Annotated in this window: 17 protein-coding genes; 4 read left to right on the forward strand and 13 right to left on the reverse strand. The window is 62.6% G+C overall.

The genetic code is table 11. The features are described 5' to 3' along the window. Positions 1–439 precede the first annotated feature (439 nt). Positions 440–2,893 carry a penicillin-binding protein 1A gene (locus tag J3R84_RS27110; RefSeq protein ID WP_203528804.1) on the forward strand — a complete coding sequence of 818 codons (2,454 nt, stop codon included), beginning with the start codon at positions 440–442 and terminating at the stop codon, positions 2,891–2,893. A 1-nt stretch (position 2,894) separates the two neighbouring features. Then, on the forward strand, positions 2,895–4,634 hold the full coding sequence (locus tag J3R84_RS27115; protein ID WP_203528802.1) for a peptidoglycan D,D-transpeptidase FtsI family protein: 1,740 nt from the start codon (positions 2,895–2,897) through the stop codon (positions 4,632–4,634). 83 nt (positions 4,635–4,717) lie between these two features. On the opposite strand, the gene J3R84_RS27120 is transcribed toward J3R84_RS27115, so the two are convergent. Further along, entirely contained in the window at positions 4,718–5,314 is a 597-nt protein-coding gene (locus tag J3R84_RS27120; RefSeq protein ID WP_171520963.1) for a nitroreductase family protein, read from the reverse strand. Between J3R84_RS27120 and J3R84_RS38835 the strand changes: the two genes are divergently transcribed. Beyond that, positions 5,313–5,780 (forward strand): hypothetical protein, encoded by a 468-nt coding sequence (locus J3R84_RS38835; RefSeq protein ID WP_156407918.1) that lies wholly within the window; start codon positions 5,313–5,315, stop codon positions 5,778–5,780. The genes J3R84_RS27120 and J3R84_RS38835 overlap by 2 nt on opposite strands. On the opposite strand, the gene J3R84_RS27130 is transcribed toward J3R84_RS38835, so the two are convergent. The 12 genes from J3R84_RS27130 to J3R84_RS27190 all read right to left on the reverse strand — a co-directional run bounded on the left by J3R84_RS27130 (position 5,777) and on the right by J3R84_RS27190 (position 18,233). Continuing rightward, the gene (locus tag J3R84_RS27130) at positions 5,777–6,373 is read right to left on the reverse strand and encodes a 2-hydroxychromene-2-carboxylate isomerase (protein WP_203528800.1); all 597 of its coding nucleotides are present in this window, start codon (positions 6,371–6,373) and stop codon (positions 5,777–5,779) included. The two genes, J3R84_RS38835 and J3R84_RS27130, sit on opposite strands and share 4 nt — an antisense overlap. A 48-nt stretch (positions 6,374–6,421) precedes the next feature. After that, on the reverse strand, positions 6,422–7,483 hold the full coding sequence (locus J3R84_RS27135; RefSeq protein WP_203528798.1) for an LLM class flavin-dependent oxidoreductase: 1,062 nt from the start codon (positions 7,481–7,483) through the stop codon (positions 6,422–6,424). Between the two features lie 11 nt (positions 7,484–7,494). Beyond that, positions 7,495–8,433, reverse strand: coding sequence for an ABC transporter substrate-binding protein (locus J3R84_RS27140; RefSeq protein WP_203528796.1), 939 nt, complete (start codon positions 8,431–8,433; stop codon positions 7,495–7,497). A 75-nt stretch (positions 8,434–8,508) separates the two neighbouring features. Continuing rightward, on the reverse strand, positions 8,509–9,453 hold the full coding sequence (locus J3R84_RS27145) for an ABC transporter substrate-binding protein (RefSeq protein WP_203528794.1): 945 nt from the start codon (positions 9,451–9,453) through the stop codon (positions 8,509–8,511). A 77-nt stretch (positions 9,454–9,530) separates the two neighbouring features. Beyond that, on the reverse strand, positions 9,531–11,306 hold the full coding sequence (locus J3R84_RS38625) for an amino acid ABC transporter permease/ATP-binding protein (protein WP_081788921.1): 1,776 nt from the start codon (positions 11,304–11,306) through the stop codon (positions 9,531–9,533). Between the two features lie 43 nt (positions 11,307–11,349). Further along, a complete protein-coding gene (locus J3R84_RS27160; protein ID WP_057207543.1) occupies positions 11,350–11,901 on the reverse strand; it encodes a GNAT family N-acetyltransferase in 552 nt (183 codons plus the stop codon). A 25-nt stretch (positions 11,902–11,926) separates the two neighbouring features. Then, positions 11,927–13,114, reverse strand: coding sequence for a M20 aminoacylase family protein (locus J3R84_RS27165; protein WP_057224086.1), 1,188 nt, complete (start codon positions 13,112–13,114; stop codon positions 11,927–11,929). 19 nt (positions 13,115–13,133) lie between these two features. Then, positions 13,134–14,483, reverse strand: coding sequence for an LLM class flavin-dependent oxidoreductase (locus J3R84_RS27170; RefSeq protein ID WP_025428363.1), 1,350 nt, complete (start codon positions 14,481–14,483; stop codon positions 13,134–13,136). A gap of 23 nt (positions 14,484–14,506) precedes the next feature. Further along, positions 14,507–15,502 carry an LLM class flavin-dependent oxidoreductase gene (locus tag J3R84_RS27175; RefSeq protein ID WP_025428362.1) on the reverse strand — a complete coding sequence of 332 codons (996 nt, stop codon included), beginning with the start codon at positions 15,500–15,502 and terminating at the stop codon, positions 14,507–14,509. 377 nt (positions 15,503–15,879) lie between these two features. Further along, positions 15,880–16,407, reverse strand: coding sequence for a DUF992 domain-containing protein (locus tag J3R84_RS27180; protein WP_057224028.1), 528 nt, complete (start codon positions 16,405–16,407; stop codon positions 15,880–15,882). 321 nt (positions 16,408–16,728) lie between these two features. Further along, complete coding sequence (locus J3R84_RS27185) at positions 16,729–16,941, reverse strand: hypothetical protein (RefSeq protein WP_057224026.1); 213 nt, start codon at positions 16,939–16,941, stop codon at positions 16,729–16,731. 113 nt (positions 16,942–17,054) lie between these two features. Continuing rightward, positions 17,055–18,233, reverse strand: coding sequence for a glycosyltransferase (locus tag J3R84_RS27190; protein WP_203528792.1), 1,179 nt, complete (start codon positions 18,231–18,233; stop codon positions 17,055–17,057). A 330-nt stretch (positions 18,234–18,563) separates the two neighbouring features. On the opposite strand from J3R84_RS27190, the gene J3R84_RS27195 reads away from it, so the two are divergent. Next, positions 18,564–19,889 (forward strand): polysaccharide biosynthesis/export family protein, encoded by a 1,326-nt coding sequence (locus J3R84_RS27195; RefSeq protein ID WP_113567784.1) that lies wholly within the window; start codon positions 18,564–18,566, stop codon positions 19,887–19,889. Positions 19,890–19,892 lie beyond the last annotated feature (3 nt).

Here is a 19,892-nt window from a genome sequence, read left to right on the forward strand (position 1 = left end):
AATTCAGCTAATGGGTCCTGCAAATAAACGTGGTTTGCCGCTGCGGTGCAACCTCTTTACGGTGAACTCACGTCGGCACCCTGTTTCGCCAGGACGAGACCGCCAACATATCGAGGATCCGGCCCTCAGACATACTTCCCCGTGGAGGACCCAACCATGTGTCGTCTCAACTGAACGCCCCATAGGCACGCGCCCAACACGTTTCGCACCGTCACATCCGCTCCGGCCGCAGCAGCGGACCAAGGCGGCATGTCACAGCCCTTGGTGGTGAAACTGAGGCGACGAACCGGCCGCGACGGGATAGGCGAAACATCGGGCTTCTAGGCCCGATCCGCCGCCCCGCACCGCCTTCACGCCACAAACTGATGCGCGTCAGCCGCTCCCTTGGATCGGATGGCGAAGCCATGTCCTTCGAAATTCGAAAGCCCCGACATCCGCCATGAAGTTCATTGCAAACCTGCTCGCAACCTTGATCAATCTGGCAACGCTTCTCGGCGTCGGGCTGGCATTCTGCGCCGCGGCCCTGACGCGAGACCTGCCGGATCATCGGGCGCTGGCGAACTGGGAGCCGGCGGTCACGACCCGGCTTTACGCCGGCGACGGCGCCATGATTGCGCAATATGCCCGGGAACGCCGTCTGTTCCTGCCGATCGGCGCCATTCCCGCCCGGGTCAAGCAGGCTTTCCTTTCGGCCGAAGACAAGAACTTCTACCTTCATCCGGGCATCGACCTGACGAGTCTTGCCACCGCGCTCTGGTCGAATGTCGCCAACTACGGCTCGGGTCGGCGCATGATTGGCGGATCGACGATCACGCAGCAGATCGCCAAGAATTTTCTCCTGTCCTCCGATCGAACGGTCGAGCGCAAGCTGCGCGAAGCGATCCTTTCGATCCGCATCGACCAAACCTATTCCAAGGACCGGATCCTGGAACTTTATCTCAACGACATCTATCTCGGTCTCGGCGCCTATGGCATCGCGCAGGCAGCGCTTACCTATTTCGACAAGCCGGTCGATCAACTGACGGTGGCCGAAGCGGCCTATCTCGCCGCCCTACCAAAAGCGCCGAACAATTATGACCCGTATCGCCATCCTGACCGAGCCGTCACCCGGCGCGACTGGGTCATAGAGCAGATGCGCCGCAACGGCGTCATCGACAGAGAGGTTGCAGCCGCAGCCACCGCCTCGCCCCTCAGCATCAAGCCGAAACGACTGGAGACATCCGCCGACAAGGCGGACTACTTCACCGAGGAGGTGCGCCGCCAGTTGGGCACCCGCTATGGCGAGGCAGCGCTTTACACTGCCGGGCTCTCGGTTCGCACGACACTCGATCCGCGGCTGCAGCAAGCGGCCATGCGGGCGTTGCGAAAGGGACTGGTTGGCTACGACCAGGCAAAGGGGTACCGGGGGCCGATCACCCGCCTGCCTTCGCTTGAAGGGTGGCAGCAGGCGCTCGCCAAACGTCAGCCGCTCTCGGACGTTCCGGAATGGCAGCTCGCCGTCGTCCTCTCCGCAAGCAACGACAAGGTCGAACTCGGCCTCAGACCGTCAGGACCAGAAACGGCGACGGCGGCCGCAGACACGGCCATGATCGACCGCGATGACACAGCCTGGGCTCTGTGCCGGCTCGCCGAAGGCAAGCGTCGTTGTGCCTCATCCCTCAACGGCGTGTTGCAGCCGGGCGACGTCGTCTATGTCGAAAAGCAGGAGACTGGCTATGTCCTGCGCCAGCCGCCGCAGGTGCAGGGAGCGCTGGTCTCGATGGACCCGAACACTGGTCGGGTGCTCGCGGTCGCCGGCGGCTTTTCCTACGCGCAATCCGAATTCAATCGCGCGACCCAGGCCTACCGCCAGCCCGGCTCGTCGTTCAAGCCGTTCGTCTACGCCGCGGCACTCGATACCGGCTATGCGCCGACCACGCTCGTCATGGACGCGCCGATCGCCATCCCTGATGGCACCGGCAAGACATGGCGGCCGAAAAACTATGATGGGCGCTTCAGCGGTCCTTCGACCCTGCGAACGGGGCTGGAAAACAGCCGCAACCTGATGACCGTGCGCCTTGCTCGCCATCTGGGCATGGACCTTGTCGCCGACTACGGCAAGCGCTTCGGCATTTACGACGAGCTTCGCACCTACCTACCGATGGCGCTGGGCGCCGGCGAAACGACGTTGCTGCGGCTCGTTTCCGCCTATGCCGTCATCGCCAATGGCGGCAAGGCCATAACCCCGTCGATGATCGACCGTATTCAGGATCGATATGGCCGGACGATCTACCGGCAAGACAGCCGCCAGTGCGCGGACTGCAATGCGCTTGCCTGGGAAAACCAGGAAGAGCCTGATCTCGTCGACATCAGGGACTATGTGCTCGACCCGATGACGGCCTATCAGATCACTTCGATGATGCGTGGCGTAGTGGAAAGAGGCACCGCCAGAAATGTCGCCACGCTGGGTGTCCCGATCGCCGGCAAGACCGGAACGACCAACGACGAGAAGGACGTCTGGTTCGTGGGTTTCACCCCCAATATCGTCACCGGCGTCTTCCTCGGCTACGACACGCCGAAGCCGATGGGTTACGGCGAAACCGGTGGCGGTCTCGCCGCACCGATCTTCATCGACTTCATGAAGGTGGCACTTCAGGGAAAACCGGCGGCCGATTTTCATCCGCCGCCCGGCATGTCCTTCCAGACAGTCGACAGAAAGACGGGGCGGCCCGCGCAGGACGGCGCGCAAGGCGCCATCCTCGAAGCCTTCAAGCCGGGAACCGGCCCCTGCGACGGCGGTTGCGCCGTCATCGACGACAAGGAGATGGCCGAGTTGCCGGCCAACGGCGCCGACCAGGGCCTAACACCTGAATTGCGGCAGAAGCTGCTCAGCAATACCGGCGGGCTCTACTGATATGGTGCAACGGCTTCAATCGCGCGCGGATCGCCGCAAGCGCATCCTCTTTCTGATAGCCGTGTTTATCGTCGTGTTCCTAACGATGTTCGGGCGACTGATCCAGCTCGGCACGGCCGAAATCGAGACCACCGGCTATGTGCCGAAGCGCCCCTCGGTCGGTCGCCCTTCGATCCTGGATCGCAACGGCAATCTGCTGGCGATCGATGTGCCAAGCTCCGGTGTCTATGCCGAGCCCCGCTTCATCGTCGACGTCGACGAGGCGGTGGAAAAGCTGACGGCCATCTTCCCCGATCTCGATGCTCGCGAACTGCACCAGCGGCTGAAAAGCAAGGCGCCCTTCGCGTGGATCAAGCGTCAGGTGACACCGGCTGAGGAGCAGGCGCTCTGGGACGCGGGCATTCCGGCCGTCGGCTTCCAGCGGGAAAAGCGGCGTGTCTACCCCAATGGTTCGCTTGCCGCCCACGTGCTCGGCACTGTCGATATCGACAATATCGGCATTGCCGGCATCGAAAAATGGATCGAGAGCCAGGGCCTGGACGTGTTGCGCCAGACCGGCATGGACCTCTCCCATCAGAACCTGCAGCCCGTCACGCTGACGCTCGACATCCGAATCCAGCACGCGCTGCAGATCGAGCTTGCCAAGGCGATCGAGAAATTCGGGGCAAAGGCCGGTGCCGGATTGGTGCTCGATATCACCAATGGTGAACTGCTGGCGCTTGCCTCCGCGCCGGATTTCGACCCCAACACCCCCGCCGATGCGCTGAAGCCTGATCGTATCAACCGCATTGCCGCCGCCACCTTCGAGATGGGCTCCACCTTCAAGGCCCTGACGACGGCCATGGCGCTCGATTCCGGGCAGTTCAACATCCGCTCCGTCATCGATGCCAGCAGGCCGCTGGCCTTCGGCCGGTTCCGCATCCGCGATTATCGCGGGAAATACCGGCCGCTCAGCCTGCCGGAAGCCTTCATCTATTCCTCCAACATCGCGATGGCCAAGATGGCGATCGCGCTCGGCCCTGAGAACTTCCGCGCCTTTCTCTCTCGTTTCGGACAGATGTCGCGACTGACGACCGAGTTGCCGGAGAGCGCGCATCCGCAACTGCCGCGCTCCTGGCGCGAGATCGATACGGCAACCGCATCCTACGGCCACGGCATTGCCGTGACGCCGCTGCAGGCGAGCATTGCGGTTGCGGCCCTCGTCAACGGCGGGCGCCTGATCAGGCCGACATTGATCAAAGGCTCTGATGTCGAAGAGCGGGTGCTGGCCGCCGACCTCATCAAGCCGGAAACCGGCGAGGCCATGCGTTTTCTGCTCCGCCTCAATGCCAGAACCGGATCGGCGCGAAAGGCCGAAGTCAAAGGTTATTTCATCGGCGGCAAGACCGGCACGGCCGAAAAGGTCGTCGCTGGACGCTATGCCAAGGATCTCAATCTCACGTCCTTCATGGGTGTCGTTCCGGCCGACGATCCGCGCTATCTGCTCCTGACCATTCTGGACGAGCCCAAAGGGTTGCCGGAAACCTATGGCTTCCGCACCTCCGGCTGGAATGCCGCCCCGCTCGGCGGTGCTGTGTTCGAGCGCATCCTTCCGATGATGAGCCTGATGCCGTCCTTCGACGTCCGGGACGTGAGCTTTCCGTCGATCGTTGCGCAGCAGGCCTATGGTTCCGAGCTGTTTTCAGGTGCGACCCTGCACGGCGCGTCCGGCCATGACACACCCATTGAAGAGCCACTTTGAGGTAAGACGGCAATTGTGACCTGTCAGCCGAATTGCGGCCGAGGGCGAGACCCGCCCTCGGCAAAGTCATCGGAGCAATGCGTTCAAGACCGCTCGAAACGACCCTCGGACACGATCTCCGTCAGGGGTTTCCGCGGGCTCGGCACTTCGCGCTCCCGCAACCCCTCGGGCAATTGCGCCTTGTCGCCGATCCTGCCGATCGCCACGGCGGCTTCAACGCGGTAATCGGACGGCACGCCAAGCTCGGTCCGCGCCCTGTCGTAGTCGAGGCCGGCCATACCGTGCGCCTGCCAACCGGAATAGGCGGCCTGCAGCGCGAGCGCACCCCATGCGGCCCCCGTGTCAAACGAGTGCGTATAGGAAGGCACTTCCTCGCTGGCGCCAGGAGGCAGCAGCGACGTTTTCGACAGCACGAAGATCAGTGCGGAAGCCTCCTTGGCCCAGCTTTGATTGAATGCGTTGAGAATGCCGAACAGTTTGTCCCAATGCTCGGTGCCTCTGCGGGCGTAGATGAAATGCCAGGGCTGGGCGTTATAGGCCGACGGCGCCCAGCGCGCCGCCTCCAGGATGCCGAACAGCTCGGCTTCGGAGATCTCCGCTCCGGCATAGGCGCGCGGCGACCAACGCTCGAGAAAGAGCGGGTTGATCGGGTGGCCGGCGATACGCGAATTGATTTCGATGGTCATGGCTTTCCTGTGTCGTGGCGTTGGTTTCAGCCTTCAGCCGCAATCGAAATCACCAGGTTTCGTACCGTTCGCGCCGACGGTTGAGATTGGAAATCTCGTCCGAAAGCTCTGCGATGCGGTCTCGAAGTTCGTTCGTTGTTCCGTCTTCGAAATCATCGATCCCGAAACAATCCCGCGCTTCGTAAAGCTCAAGCTTGCCTTGCAGGACATCTCGGATCGCGCTCAGGCGTTCATATTGCCGCAGGACACTCATGGCACACCTCATCAAAAGCCATCGTTGTCTAGGAAATGCGCAAACAACGGAAAAGGTTTCATTCGACTGCTCGGCTTCAAGCATCCTGAAAATTATCGAGTTAAACAGTGGATTAAAGGAACCTCGACCCAAAGATCGTACCAGGCTTGGAAAAGTGATCCGACGGCGTGCCGCGAGCGCTCGATCTCCGCGCCCGCCGATGCCTAAGGCCGCTCGCCTTGCAGCTGTTGCTCCAGAAACGGCAGATTGTCCTGGCCCCAATAACTCTCGCCGTCATAGCCGAACGTCGGGAACCCGAAGACGCCGCTCTTGAGAGTATGCTCCCGATCGGACGCCCATTTCTCGACAACGTCTGCGGCACTTTCCCGCGCAAGCAAGGCACTGCCATCGAAGCCTGCGCGCGTTGCTACTGCCTCGCGCACCTCTGACCGGCCGATGTCCTCGGCTCGGACCCAGAAGGCTTCCTGCAAAATCTCCGTCAAGGCGAACCAGTCCTTGCCGTCGAGATAGGTGGCAATCACCATCCGTGACGCAGGCGTGGGATCGGCGAGCGGCGGACGGCCGTCGAGCAGAAGTTCCCTGCCCCGCACACGGCTCCAGCGCTTCAGGTCGCGCGTGCCGTACGCTCGTCGCGCCTGCGGCCGATTGCGCGAGAAGATGCCGCCGTTTTCCTCGACCACCGTGGCCATGTAGGGCGTGATTGCCGCTTCGTGCCGGCGTGCGAGAGCCGCAAAGGCTTCAAGCCCGATGAACGACCAGGGCGAGCCGATCGAGAAGAAGTAGTCGATGCTTTTTGTCACTGTCAGATCTGCCTCATGGGTTTTGGATCTGGGATTGTAGGCAGCGGCCTAAGCCGCCGCCGGGTTCGCTGGCAGCGTTCGAGCGGCCTCGCCCTTCGTCGGCGACCAGCCAAGCTCCGGTGCGATGCGCGTAAAGACATCATCGAGGATCTGGCGATACTCGTCGTGTTCGAATTCGTAGGGCAGTTCGAGCCTGAGCTCGCGCACATGCGGCAGGATCGGATCGGCCAACAGCCGTTCGAGGATCTGCTCGGACGTACCGACGAGATCGCTGGCAAACAGCGTGCGCCGCTCGCCCTGTGGTGTCAGCGTGCGCTCATGCCGGCTGGCGGCGTAGTCGAGATAGCGGCGCCGGGTGCTGGCGTTGGCGCCATCGAGCGGAACGATGACGCGCCCGAGCGCGACGCGTTTCTCTGCGCCGCCAGCCTGCCGATAGGTTTCGAGCTGGCGTGCCTGCGCCTCGAAAAAGTCGTTGGTCTGCTCGCCTGTCGTGACGTTGCCGATCAGGAGATTGAAGCCGTTCTCGCCGGCCCAGCGGGCGGAGCGCAAGGAGCCGCCACCGTACCACAGCCTGTCGACAAGCCCCTTGGCATGGGGTTGCAACCGTGGGCGCTGCGGGCCGAACGGTGTCTTGATGACGGTATGCTCGTCGCCGAGAAATGCCCCGCGCAGATTATCTGCAAAACGCAGAACCCGCTGATGGGAGAAATCGCTGGCAGACCAGTCTCCGTCAAAGGCGAGCGGACCGATGAGGTCCACATGTGGCGGGCGGCCCGCGCTCAGGCCGATATTCAGGCGGCCGCGCGACAACACGTCAACGGTCGAAAGGTCCTCGGCCAACCGGTAGGGGTTCTCATAGCCAATCGGGATCACCGCCGTGCCGAGCTGAATGCGATCGGTTCTCTGGGTCGCCGCCGCCAGAAAGGCGGCCGCCGACGAGATGCCGGGCTCCAGGTGGCGCTGCCGCACCCAGGCGCTGGCGAAGCCGAGCCTCTCGCCATATTCGAGAAGGCGCAGCGTCTGCTCCAGCCCCGCCAAGGGATCGTCGCTCGCGTAGTTTCCGGGAGTGAGAAAGCCGATATGATCGATCGAGATCTTATGCTCTGTCATCGTTGCTCACCTCAGGATTTCGGCAGGCCGGGTGGATTGGTTTCCGACTTCGGCAGCGCCTCTTCCGCCAGGTGCCAGCGCTCGAGAATTTTGGCGTAAGTGCCATTGTCAATGAGGCCGTTGGTGGCGGCGGTCAAGGCGTCGGCTAGGCCACTGTTCTTGCGCGTGGTGATCGCCACGTCGGATCGCTCGGGCCAACCGGCGCTCAAGGTGCCGACGCGTTTGATGTTCCGGTCGCGGGCGGCAATGAAGACGAGCTGCGCATGCGGCTGGACGATCACGTCGGCGCGGCCTGCAGCCAATGCGACAAGGCTCGTCGCCTCGTCGTCATAATATTGCAGCTCGAGCGGCTTCAGCCCGACGGAGACGTTCTCGTCGTTCCATTTGAGAAGAATGCGCTCCTGGTTTGTCCCGGCGCCAACGATGATCCTCAGGCCAGCGGCATCCTTCGGCTCCTTGATCGATGTAACTGCGCTGTCGGCCTTGACGAAGAAGCCATGCAATCCCTGACGGTAGCTCGAAAAGTCGAACTTCTCCTTGCGCTGTTCCGTCACGCCGACATTGGAGATCACCGCATCGTATTTGCCCGAGGTCAGGCCGAGCGGCCAATCGATCCAGGCGATTGGCACGAGCTCCAGCGTCAACCCCAGACTATCGGCGACGGCCAAAGCATATTCCGGATCCGCGCCGATGACGGTCTTTGCATCGTTCGCATAGGTCGCAAGCGGCGGGCCGCCGGGGCTGACGGCAACGGTGAATTTGCCGGGGGTGACGAATTTGAAGCTTGGCGGTATCGCCGCAATCGCCGCCTCGTTTCGTTCGGCACGGATGCGCCCCGGTTGTTCAGGGCTGAAATCGAAGCCGTCGGCGGCCAGCGCCGGGGCAAGGTGGAAAAGTGCCGTCGCAAATGCGGCGATGAACGAGGGGCGTAATGCAGCTAGACCAAGCATTTCTGTCGTCTCCGGAAGGGATGTTGAACGAACGGGCGGCGGCAAAAGCAGGCGCCGACCCGCAACAGGCAATGATCAGGAGCCGCTCTTCGGCAGGCCCGGTGGGTTGGTCTGCGACGCGTCGACCGCCTCGTCGGTCAGGCTCCAGCGCTTCAGCACCTCGCCGTATTTGCCGTCCTTGATCAGGTCGTTGATGGCAAGGGTGATCGCGTCGGCAAGGCCACCACCCTTGCGGGTCGTCACCGCGATCTCGGCGGTCAGCGGCCAGCCGCCGCTGGCGATGCCGACGACCTTGGTGTCGTTGCCGATCGAGGCGGCATAGGCGCGCGTCGCATTGGGGTTGAATTCGACGTCGGCCCGGCCGGACTGCAGCGCCAGGTCACCAGCCGCGCGGTCGTCATAATATTGCACCTCGATCGGCTTCAGCCCGGCGGCGACGTTCTGCCTGTCCCATTCCAGAATGATCTTTTCCTGATTGGTGCCGGCCCCGGTGATCACCTTCAGGCCCGCCACGTCCTTCGGTTCCTTGATCGATGTGATCGGGCTGTCGGACTTGACGAAGAAGCCGAGCACGTCGCGCCTATAGGTGGAGAAGTCGAATTTCTCCTTGCGCTCCTCGGTCACGGTCACGTTGCTGATCACCGCATCATATTTGCCGGAGGCGACGCCGAGCGGCCAATCGGCCCAGGCGACCGCGACGAGATCCAGTTCGAGGCCGAGGGAATCGGCCACCAGCGAGGCGAGATCGGGATCGGCGCCGACGACCGTTTTGGAGTCCGATGCGTAGGTGGCAATCGGCGGATCCCAGGGGTTGACGGCAACGGTGAATTTTCCTGGGTTTACGAACTTGAAGTCGGGCGCGATCGCCTTGATGGCCGCTTCGTTCCGCTCGGCCCGCACGCGGTTGGACGTATCCGGGCTGAGATCGAACTTCTCCTGCGCCTGAACCGAGGCCGTACCGAGCGTCGCTGCGGCGACCGCTCCTGCCAAAAGCAGTTTTGCTCTATCGAAAAATGCCATGTACTTAAACTCCATTTCATCTTTGGGTTGCAGATTGTGTCGGCGCGATCCAGCGTGCCCATGCACGCCTGGAATTTTCAGAGAACCTTGGCGAGGAATTCGCGGGTGCGCGGATGTTCCGCGGTGGTGAAGATGCGGGACGGCGGCCCGGCCTCCAGGATGCGGCCCGCCTCGATGAAGACGACGGTGTCGGCAACCTCGCGGGCAAACCCGATCTCGTGCGTGACGATCACAAGCGTCGTGCCGGTGCGGGCCAGTTCCTTGATGACATCAAGCACTTCGCCGACCAGTTCCGGATCGAGTGCCGAGGTCGGTTCGTCGAAGAGCAGGACCTTCGGCTTAAGGGCCAGAGCCCGTGCGATCGCCACGCGCTGCTGCTGGCCGCCCGAGAGCTGCCGGGGATAGGCGTTGATCTTGTCGCTGAGGCCGACCCGCGCCAGCAGTTCCTGCGCCAACCGAACAGCGTCGTCGCGCTTGAGGCCGCGCACCTGCAACGGTGCCTCGATGAGGTTTTCCAGCACCGTCAGATGCGGGAAGAGATTGAAATTCTGGAACACCATGCCGATGTCGGCGCGGCGCTTCAAAATATCCTTCTCCTTCAGTTCATAGAGCGTGTTGCCCTTCTGGCTGTAGCCGACGAGATCGCCGTCGATCGAGATGAAGCCGTCATCGACCCGCTCCAGATGATTGATGGCGCGCAGCAAAGTCGACTTACCCGAACCCGATGGCCCGAGGATCGCCGTGACGCTGCCGGCAGGCAAGCTCAGCTCGACGTCATCTAGCACTTTCAGCGGACCGAAACTCTTCGAGATGCCATGGATGCGGACGGCACCGCCGGCGCGGAATGCAGTCGCGTCATGAAAACCGGTCTTGCGGGCGATGGCACCACTGCTCGCAACCTCGGCCAGCGGACGCCGAAACCGCGAGAAGAAGGCCTGGAACGGCAGCGGCACCGGATTGCGAACGGCCCCCTTGGAGAAATGGCGTTCGATATAGTGCTGGGCGATCGACAGCCCGGTCATGATCACCAGGTACCAGACGGTGGCCACCATCAGGAGCGGAATGACTTCGAGATTGCGGCGATAGATGACCTGAACGGTGTAGAAGAGCTCCGGCAGCGCCAGCACGTAGACCATTGATGTGCTCTTTGCGAGCCCGATGATCTCGTTGAAGCCGGTCGGCAGGATCGAGCGCATCGCCTGTGGCAGCACGATACGGAATGCCTGGCGATGACGGGGAAGACCGAGTGCAGCCGCGGCCTCGTGTTGCCCGTGATCGACGGAGAGAATGCCGCCACGCACGATCTCGGCAAAGAAGGCCGACTGATTGAGCGTCAGACCGAGAAAGGCTGCTGCAAACGGCGTCAGCAGCTGGGTCGTCGGGTAGTTGAAGAGCGTCGTGTCGGTGAAAGGAATCCCAACCGAGATCGTCTCGTAGAGATAGCCGAGATTGTTGAGCACGAGCAGCAGCACGATCAGCGGAATGGAGCGCAGCAGCCAGATGTAACCGAAGGACAGGCCACCGAGCAGCGGCGACTTCGACACCCGGGCGAGCGCCAGAGCCGTTCCAAGTAGCGAGCCTGAAACGGTCGCAAGTGCCGTCAGGAGCAGCGTCCGCCCAAGGCCCGCAAGCACCGGTTCTGCAAAGAACCATTCGGCAAAGACCGGCCAGCCCCAGCGAGGATTGGTCAGCACCGAATAAAGCACGCCGGTTATGACGAGCGCAGCAAACAGGGTGCCGAGCGCCCTGCCAGGATGGCGGGCCGGCACGATGCGATAATGCGCGTAGCCCGGATTGGGTTCGCTTGCTCGCCCGGTTCCGGCAACGCCGGCATAATCGGTCAAAATGGCCATGATGCATCCTCTCTGGATGGTTGGCGCCCGTTGGACGCCGGCGTTACGGGTGGCTCACTGCCTGCGGATGCGATGGGCGCGGCTCTCCGAGAAGCGCGAGCGACGCGACGAGATGGGTGATGTCCTTCTCGAACGGCAGCGTCTTGTAGACCTCCGGATCGGCAGCGACGTCGAACAGCGCCGTGTAGCCATTGACGAGATAGAGACCCACTGCCTCCGGCTGCCGGAAGCCGGTGGTCAGATAAATGCGGGAATAGCCTTGCCTTGCTGCTTGCGCTTCGAGTTCGAGCAGAACCCTGCGCGCCAATCCCTGGCGGCGCAGGTCGGAGCGCGTCCAGATGCGTTTGAACTCCGCGGTGCGGTCGTCGTAGTGCTTGAACGCACCGCCGCCGATCGTCTCGCCGTTGCGGATCAGCAGCACGAAATTGCCATGCGGCGGCGCGAAGGCATCAGGTGGATAGCGGTTGAGTTCTGCCGCAGCACCCTCGTCGCTGAAGTAGTTGCCGTAACGGCTGTCATATTCGATGATCAGTTCGTCGATCAGCGGCTTGGCACGCGGGTCGAGGGGGGTGGTGTAGAGAAACGTATCGCTCATGGTTTCGCCAATCCCGTTGTCGTCATCATGCGAGGAAGGTTTCGACCAGCCGCACCCAATAGCGGGCGGCAGGCGCGATGATTGCGTCGTTGAAGTCGTAGTTGGCGCTATGGAGCGACGCGCTGTCGCCATTGCCGACGAAGAGATAGCTGCCGGCCTTCTCCTCCAGCATGAAGGCGAAGTCTTCGCTTGCCGTGCGCGGCTTGAAGTTGCTCACGATCTGGCCGGGGCCGAAGGCTTCTAGTGCGACACTGCGGGCAAGCTCCGTCTCGGCGCGGTGATTGATCAGAGCCGGGAAGCCGCGGCGATAATCCACCTCCGCGGTGGCGCCGAAGCTTTCGGCCTGAGCGCACGCCAGTGCAGGTACCCGCTCGCCGAGCAGTGCGCGGGTCGCCTCGTTGAAGGCCCGCATGGTCAGCTTCAGCGCCACGCTTTCAGGAATGACGTTGGATGCCGAACCGCCATGGATCGAGCCGACGGTAACCACCGCCATCTCCTGCGGGTCGACATTGCGCGAAACCACGCTCTGCAGGGCGGTGATCAGCGACGCGGTCGCTAGCACCGGATCGACGGTCAGCTGCGGTTCCGCCCCATGGCCACCCTTGCCGACGATCGTGATGTTGCACTGGTCGACCGAAGCCATGGCGGCACCGGCAACGAAGCCGAATTGCCCTGTTGGAACGCCCGGCCAGTTGTGCAGGCCGAAGACGGCGTCGGCTGGAAACCGTTCGAACAGCCCTTCGGACAGCATCTTGCGCGCGCCGGCGCCGATCTCTTCGGCCGGCTGGAAGATCAGCCGCACGGTGCCGTCGAAGCGGCCTGCTTCCGCCAGATAGCGTCCGGCGGCAAGCAGGATTGCCGTGTGGCCATCGTGCCCGCAGGCATGCATGACGCCGCGATGGACGCTGGCATGGGCAAGACCCGTTGCCTCCTCGATCGGCAAGGCGTCCATGTCGGCACGGATGCCGATGCTGCGTTGGCCTTCACCCCGGCTCAAGGTGGCGACGACACCGGTTCCGCCAATTCCCGTTGCCACCTCGTAGCCCCAGGAAGAGAGCCGACTGACGACGATTTCGCTGGTGCGGTGTTCGTGAAACGCAAGTTCCGGATGGCGGTGGAGATCGTGGCGTAGCGCGACGATCTCATCGAGATAGGCGCCGATGCCTCGCTCGACCGCGTCCCCCGCCTGTGTGTCCTTGACGATCATGTTCATCGGCGGCTCCGTCGACGCCTCAAGCGCCGACGGCCCTTCCCTGCTCGATCTCTTCCGCCGCCGCCGCATAGCGGCTCTCCCTGTAGGGCAGCCCCAGATGATCACGCAGCGTCTCGCCCTTCAGATGCGGGTCGAAATAGCCGCGCTCTTCAAGAATCGGCAGCACGTGGGCGGCGAAATCCTGCAGGCCTTCGGCAATGACCGGGAAGCCGAGGATGAAGCCATCTGCCGCCTCACCATCGACCCAACGGATGATCTCGTCGGCGATGTGGTCTGCGGTGCCTATGAAGGCGGTCCGCGGCGTCGCAACATCAAGCGCGATCTCGCGAAGAGTCTGGCCGGTCTCGCGCGCCGTCTTCTTGATGCGGTCGGTCGTCGCGCGAAAGCTGTTCTTGCCGATATCGCCGATGTCGGGGAACGGTTCGTCCAGGGGATAGGCACTGAAATCATGGTGATCGAAGAACCGGCCGAGATAGAGCAGCGCCTCCTCGACCGTGACCAGCGCGCGGATTGCCTGATACTTGGTCTCCGCCTCCGCGGCCGTCGAGCCGACGATCGGCGCGATGCCGGGGAAGAGGCCGATATCGGCCGCCCTTCGGCCTTGAGCAATCGCACTCTGCTTGATCTGCTTGTAGAAGGCTTGAGCATCGTCGATCGGGCCGCCATTGGTGAAGACGGCATCGGCATGTTTGCCGGCAAGACGGATACCTGAATCGGAAGCCCCTGCCTGGAAGATCACCGGCTGTCCCTGGCGCGACCGGCTGATGTTGAGCGGCCCTTCGATGCGGAAGAAACGGCCTTTGTGGTTCAGACGGCGCATCTTGGCCTTGTCGACATAGACGCCAGCCTGACGGTCACGGACAAAGGCATCGTCGTCCCAGGAGTCCCAGAGGCCCTTGGTCGCATCCAGATACTCGTCGGCGATCTCGTAGCGCAGCTCATGTTCCGGATGCTCGCGCCCATAGTTGCGGCCGGAGCCCTCCAACGGCGAGGTCACCGCGTTCCATCCGGCCCGCCCGCCGCTGATCAGGTCGAGCGAAGCGAACTGGCGGGCGATGGTGAAGGGGTCGCTGTAGGAGGTCGAAACGGTACCGACGAGCCCGATCTTCGAGGTCGATGCGGCAAGCGCAGACAGAATGGTCAGCGGCTCGAAGCGGTTGAGAAAATGCGGGATCGACTGTTCGTTGATATAGAGGCCGTCGGCGACGAAGGCGAAAGCGATACCGGCGGCTTCCGCCTTGCGCGCCGTGTCGACGAAGAATCCGAAGTTGACGCTAGCGTCGGCGGGACCGCTCGGATGCTTCCAGGCATTCATGTGGCCGCCGGGGCCCTGCAGCATGATACCGAAGGTGACATTTTTCTGGGGCATGGACGAGATCCTTGTGCGGATGTTCAGGCGACGAGCGAAAGCCGCTCTCTGGCGATGAGTTCGATCGATGCGAAGCGTTCGGCCGCAGGAAGGGCTGGCGTGTCGATCACGAATTCCTTGACGCCGTAGCGGCGGTGAAGCGCATCAAGCTCCTGGCGGACCTGCCGCGGCGTTCCGTGCAGCACGCTCGGGCTCTTTTCCTCGACCCGGTAGTCGCTGACGCCCGCCTGGCGCGCGAATTCGGCCGCCTGTTCCTCACTGCCGACATTGACGCTTTGGCCGTTGCCGAGGAAAACCTTGAAGATACGAAGGCCGGCGACGCGCTCGCGGGCGCGCTCCTCGCTTTCCGCTGCCAGCGCCGCGACTGCCAAAATCGGCCGACCACCGCCCGTTGCGCGCTCGTAAGCCGCAACAGTTCGCTCGATGTTGTCCGGATCACCATTGAGATGCGCGGCAAACACCAGTTGCCAGCCTTTTGCAGCGGCAAGCTCCGCACTCTCGACACTGGCCCCAAGCAGGAACCTTTCAGGCGCATGGACGGGCAAGGGCGTTGCCAGCAACGCTCCGTCGTCGGATTTTCCGGGCGCAAGATAGTGGTTGAGATCGCTCAGCTGTTCGGCAAAACCCGGCTTGCGCTCGGGATCGATGCCGATCTGTAGTGCCCTTGTCGAGAGAGGAAAGCCACCCGGCGCCTTGCCGACACCGAGATCAACCCGTCCGGGCGCAAGTGATGCCAGGAGGTTGAACGTTTCGGCGACCTTGTAGGCGCTGTAATGCTGCAGCATGACGCCGCCGGAGCCGATGCGGATCTTGGATGTGCGCGCCAGGAGATAGGCAATCAGCGTTTCGGGCGCCGAGCTTGCCAGCCCTGTCATGTTGTGATGCTCGGCCAGCCAGAAGCGGTGATAGCCCCACTCTTCCGCTTTCGCCGCCAGCCTGGCGGTTGCCTGCAACGCGTCAGTTGCGGTGGTTCCCGGATCGATCGGGCTCTTGTCGAGAAGACTGAGAAGATAGGACATGCCGAGTGTTCCAGATTGTCATAGCGTCCGTACTGGTCGCCATTACTCCATAAAACACATAGACAATATGCATTATAAGAAATGCATTTCTATTTCGGGGCGGGATGAGAGAAAAACCCGCCCAAAGTTTGCAGCCTGGAATCTCGCTGAAGACAGGGTGCGCCACATGTGGTCGGCGCTGGAAGCCAGCCGTTCGACCGGAAGTGCAGGAGATGGGCTGCAGTCAGCCTTGCGGAAACAACGCCGATGCGTGGTCCGGCGACACGATTGCTCGACGCCAGCTTCGGCTGAGGCAGCGCGGCGATCCTGAGATGTGGAGGCGGCGAAGAAGGATGGGGAAGCACCGGCGCGCAGCAGAGCCGCGCGCCGCTCGCAGATCAGTTCACCGAAGTGAGCGTCATCGACGTGCCGGTCGCGGCAACGTTGAGGCCGAGTTGACCCGTCACACTGACCGTCTGCAGGTGGATGGCACCGGCCGTACCGCCGATGAGGATGTTGGCGCCGACGCCTGCACCGAGCGTCGCTTCGGCGGTCGCACCCTGGTAGATGCCGCTCAACGCGCCCTTGTGATAGCCGGCGGTCGGCGCGAACACCGCCCAGATCAGCCGGCTGCGGGTGGTGAAGCCGACATCGACGCCGAGCTTGCGGATCGCACCGGCATAGTGGTCGGAAGCCTCCGCGCCGACGGTCGAACGGAAGACGCATTGGACTTCCTTGGCCGAACCCAGGACATAGCCGGCACCGCCGGCAATGTTGCAGTCGAGGTAACCGATCTTGACGCCACCGCGCGCGTCCGGCTCCCGGTAGGTGTCCTTGTAGGTCGGCAGGTCGGCGGCATTGACGGCCCACGCACCGGCAGACGCCAGGGTTGCAGCAGTAAGCGCCATCGCAAGACTCTTTTTCATAGTTCGCTCCTTTTCGGATCGTTATTGATCAACAGCACTCGGTCTTTTGGAAAACGAATCGAGCAACAGAGACGTCACCGTTGAACGCCGATCGGACATTTCGAAGGCACCGCTCCGGGCGCAAGCACCCGTATGCAAGTTTGCGGCGGACTGTTGCTGATGGAGAACACCAATCGCCTGCGGACACCTGCCGAAAGGCAGTTGCGCCAATATGGACACAGGATGGCGATGGCGTCGGACCAGTGTGGCTCGAAAGCCGCATAGCGAGACAGATCTGCAGAAGGTGCCGCCACCGGGAGCGTCGCTTCAACCGCCCATCCGTCAGCCTGCCTTGCGGTCAAGCCCCGTCAGCCACCCAACCGTCATCAGAACGAGGATTGCCGCAAGGGCAAGCAGACCGACGGCATACATCACGAGGAATTCGAGGATGCGCGGCACGAATAGCAGCGCCTGTCTCGGCAGCGATTGAGCACCACGCCAAGCGGGCAGCTCATCCCGATTGAAAGCCTCCAGCCGACGAACAAGAAAACGCATGTCCACCTCTTCCGGCCGACGGCAAGCCAAGGTGGCGCGCCGGCAATTCCCGTTTGAACATCGCTGGCCAGTCGTTGCTGCGACTGGCGGTCGATACGCAGCCTCGCCCGCCCTCAATGCAGCGGCGTCGCGCTTTCCGCGTCGCGCAATTGAAAACCGCCGATCGCCAGTTTTCCGTCGCCGAACGGCAGCGCGCGGCGCTGACGAAGCTCGTCATCGATCACCGCCTGCATGCCGGACTTGAATTTCCTGACGCTGAACTGGGCAGTGTGTGTCCTGATGACGTCGGGCCGGAAGGTATCTTCGCGCGCCTCGAAAGCGTAGATCGCCTTGATCAGCGCGTCGACACTCTGCTGCTCGAAAAGCATGCCCGTCAGATTGGGCACGACGGTTTCAAGCGCCCCCCCGGCGCCAAAGGCGATGACCGGACGGCCGCTCGCCATGGCCTCGACGGGCACGATGCCGAAGTCTTCCTCTCCGGGAAAGACAAGGGCGCGGCAGCGCGAGAGCTTTTCCTTCAGCACTGCAAAGGGCGCGCGCCCGAGGAAGGTGACGGTAGGACCGGCCATGCGCTTCAGCCTGGCGATATCCTGCTCCTTGCCGTCGCCGATCACGACCAGGTTCTTGCCCATCTTCGTGAACGCCTCGACCGCGAGGTCAATTCGCTTGTAGGGAACGATCTGCCCCGCACAAAGATAGAAATCCTCGATCTGCGTCGAGGGTGCGAAGTCCTCCGTGCTCACAGGCGGATAGACGACCGTGGCCGGACGTCGGTAGTATTTGCCGATGCGTGCCGCAACATGATGGGAATTGGCGACAAACCGATCCACCCGCATGCTGGTATTGACGTCCCAACTGCGCAGCATCGGCGCCAGCACCGGCATCATCATCCGTGACAACAGGCCCGCGCTCGACCGATAGGCATGGTAGTGATCCCAGAGATAGCGCATGGGAGAATGGCAGTAGCAGATGTGTGCTGCATGTGGCGGCGGGATGATCCCCTTCGCTGGCCCTGACTCACTCGAAATGATCAGGTCGTAGCCGCTGAGATCGAGGCTCTCGAGCGCAAAAGGCATCAGTGGCAGCAGCGACTGATAGTGCCCGATCGCTCCCGGAATGCGCTGTAGGAATGACGAGGTGACCTTGTGCTTCTTGATCGTGTCGGACACGCGGCCCGGATCATAAACCAGGGTGAAGATGTCGGCCTCGGGATAGAGGTCGCAAAGCGATTCAATCACCTTCTCCCCGCCGCGCATCGATACCAGCCAATAATGAACGATTGCGACGCGCATAGTGCTCCCCTCTGAAACGATCCTGCCGCAGCATGGGACACACAAGGTGCGCGTGCACAGAGCCAAGATCGGTCCGGGGGTGCATCCGAAGGAACGATCGTCCTACCCGAAAGGTTTAGCTGCCGGTGACGGCCCACCCGGGCTTAGCCATAGGCCGAGGCAATCCTATCCGATGGTGCCGCCGGTTTAGGGATATTCCCCTAAAGGGATTACCCGCGATTAGACCGCAGGGAATTTACCTCGAACGTTTTGGGCCGACAATCAATCCGACGCGCCACACCAAGCCGAGCTGTCCGGTACCGTGGCGCGCTGGAACATCAGCGAGGCCCCATGCCCCATGCCGATCACCGTATTCTACATCGCCTGTCGTCGCTTGGGCGTGTCTCGACCCTGTACCTGGCGATCGGCCTGAGCACTCTTGCTCCCATCCATCAGGCCCATGCCGAGCCCGTGTTCCGTTTGCAACCCCAGACAAGGGTCAAGGTCGCAATCGTGGAATGGGTCGCGGCGACCGGGGAATACAAGGAATGGACCGCGCTCAACGGAGAATATGTCGTTTCCCCCGCCGGCACGATCTCGGTTCCGCTGGTCGGCGAAGTGAAGGCCAAGGATCGGACACCCGCAGAACTGGCAGCCACGATCGCCGACCTCCTGAAGGAGCGCACCGGCCTCAGCAAGGCGCCGGAGACATCCGTCGAAGTTGTCCGCTACCCGATGATCTATGTCACGGGTCTGGTGGACCGGCCGAGCGAGCTGGAATTCCGCCCGGGCATGACTGTGATGCAGGCGGTGGCCATGGCGGGCGGGCGCGAACGCCGTACGAACCCTGCCGGCGGCTACTCCGACATGGAGCAGATCCGCTACACCGGCGAGTTGAACCGGATGGAACTTGAGATGATGCAACTCGCCGCCCGTCGGGCGCGGCTGAGGGCCGAGTTCACCGACGGCCCCAAGATCGAGTTTCCCCAGGCGCTCAAGGCCGCCGATAGCGCCGCCATCCAGCAGATCGTACGCGACGAGAGCACGCTCTTCGATGCCCGGATCGAAGCCATGCGCCGCCAGCTCGATTCCCTTGCCGAGCTCGGCACGCTGCTCAAGAACGAAATCGATGTGCTCGATGAAAAGACGGCCGTCCAGCAGCGTCAGATCGAGATCGCCCAGGACGAGCTCAAAGGCATATCGAAGCTGGTGAACGAACAGACGGTGACGAAGTCGCGGCAGACGTCGCTCGAGCGGATCGTCGCAGAGCTGCAAAGCGACAAGCTCGACCTCCAGGTGGCCGCCATGCGCGCCAAGCAGAAACTCAGCGAAACCGAACGCGATGCCGTGACCTTGCAGGGTCAGCGCCGAACCGAAGCCGGCCGCGACCTGCAGACGACGGAAGCCGCGATCGAAGATCTGAAGCTCAAGCGCAGCACGACACTGCAACTGCTGCAGATCAACGGCGCTTCGCTTTCCCGTTTCGCCGACAGGAAGGCAATGGACCTGGAGCCGCTGGAGTACTGGATAACACACGGCGGCGGCACCGACCCGGCCGTGAGAGTTACGGAAGCAACATTGCTGGTTCCGGGCGACGTGCTCGACGTGCGCTCGGCGCTGACGGCAGCGCTGGATAACAAGCTTCTGACATCGGTGGGCATCGAGCAGTCCCAATAGCAA

Origin of the sequence: Ensifer canadensis (assembly GCF_017488845.2) — a bacterium.
Lineage (GTDB): Bacteria > Pseudomonadota > Alphaproteobacteria > Rhizobiales > Rhizobiaceae > Ensifer > Ensifer canadensis.

What these genes read in the sequence shown, in the direction of transcription:
- J3R84_RS27110 (WP_203528804.1), top strand. Translation starts at nt 440, where the DNA reads ATGAAGTTCATTGCAAACCTGCTCGCAACCTTGATCAATCTGGCAACG.
- J3R84_RS27115 (WP_203528802.1), top strand. Translation starts at nt 2,895, where the DNA reads ATGGTGCAACGGCTTCAATCGCGCGCGGATCGCCGCAAGCGCATCCTC.
- J3R84_RS38835 (WP_156407918.1), top strand. Translation starts at nt 5,313, where the DNA reads ATGGTCATGGCTTTCCTGTGTCGTGGCGTTGGTTTCAGCCTTCAGCCG.
- J3R84_RS27135 (WP_203528798.1), bottom strand. Translation starts at nt 7,483, where the DNA reads ATGACAGAGCATAAGATCTCGATCGATCATATCGGCTTTCTCACTCCC.
- J3R84_RS27140 (WP_203528796.1), bottom strand. Translation starts at nt 8,433, where the DNA reads ATGCTTGGTCTAGCTGCATTACGCCCCTCGTTCATCGCCGCATTTGCG.
- J3R84_RS27145 (WP_203528794.1), bottom strand. Translation starts at nt 9,453, where the DNA reads ATGGCATTTTTCGATAGAGCAAAACTGCTTTTGGCAGGAGCGGTCGCC.
- J3R84_RS38625 (WP_081788921.1), bottom strand. Translation starts at nt 11,306, where the DNA reads ATGGCCATTTTGACCGATTATGCCGGCGTTGCCGGAACCGGGCGAGCA.
- J3R84_RS27160 (WP_057207543.1), bottom strand. Translation starts at nt 11,901, where the DNA reads ATGAGCGATACGTTTCTCTACACCACCCCCCTCGACCCGCGTGCCAAG.
- J3R84_RS27165 (WP_057224086.1), bottom strand. Translation starts at nt 13,114, where the DNA reads ATGAACATGATCGTCAAGGACACACAGGCGGGGGACGCGGTCGAGCGA.
- J3R84_RS27170 (WP_025428363.1), bottom strand. Translation starts at nt 14,483, where the DNA reads ATGCCCCAGAAAAATGTCACCTTCGGTATCATGCTGCAGGGCCCCGGC.
- J3R84_RS27175 (WP_025428362.1), bottom strand. Translation starts at nt 15,502, where the DNA reads ATGTCCTATCTTCTCAGTCTTCTCGACAAGAGCCCGATCGATCCGGGA.
- J3R84_RS27180 (WP_057224028.1), bottom strand. Translation starts at nt 16,407, where the DNA reads ATGAAAAAGAGTCTTGCGATGGCGCTTACTGCTGCAACCCTGGCGTCT.
- J3R84_RS27185 (WP_057224026.1), bottom strand. Translation starts at nt 16,941, where the DNA reads ATGCGTTTTCTTGTTCGTCGGCTGGAGGCTTTCAATCGGGATGAGCTG.
- J3R84_RS27190 (WP_203528792.1), bottom strand. Translation starts at nt 18,233, where the DNA reads ATGCGCGTCGCAATCGTTCATTATTGGCTGGTATCGATGCGCGGCGGG.
- J3R84_RS27195 (WP_113567784.1), top strand. Translation starts at nt 18,564, where the DNA reads ATGCCCCATGCCGATCACCGTATTCTACATCGCCTGTCGTCGCTTGGG.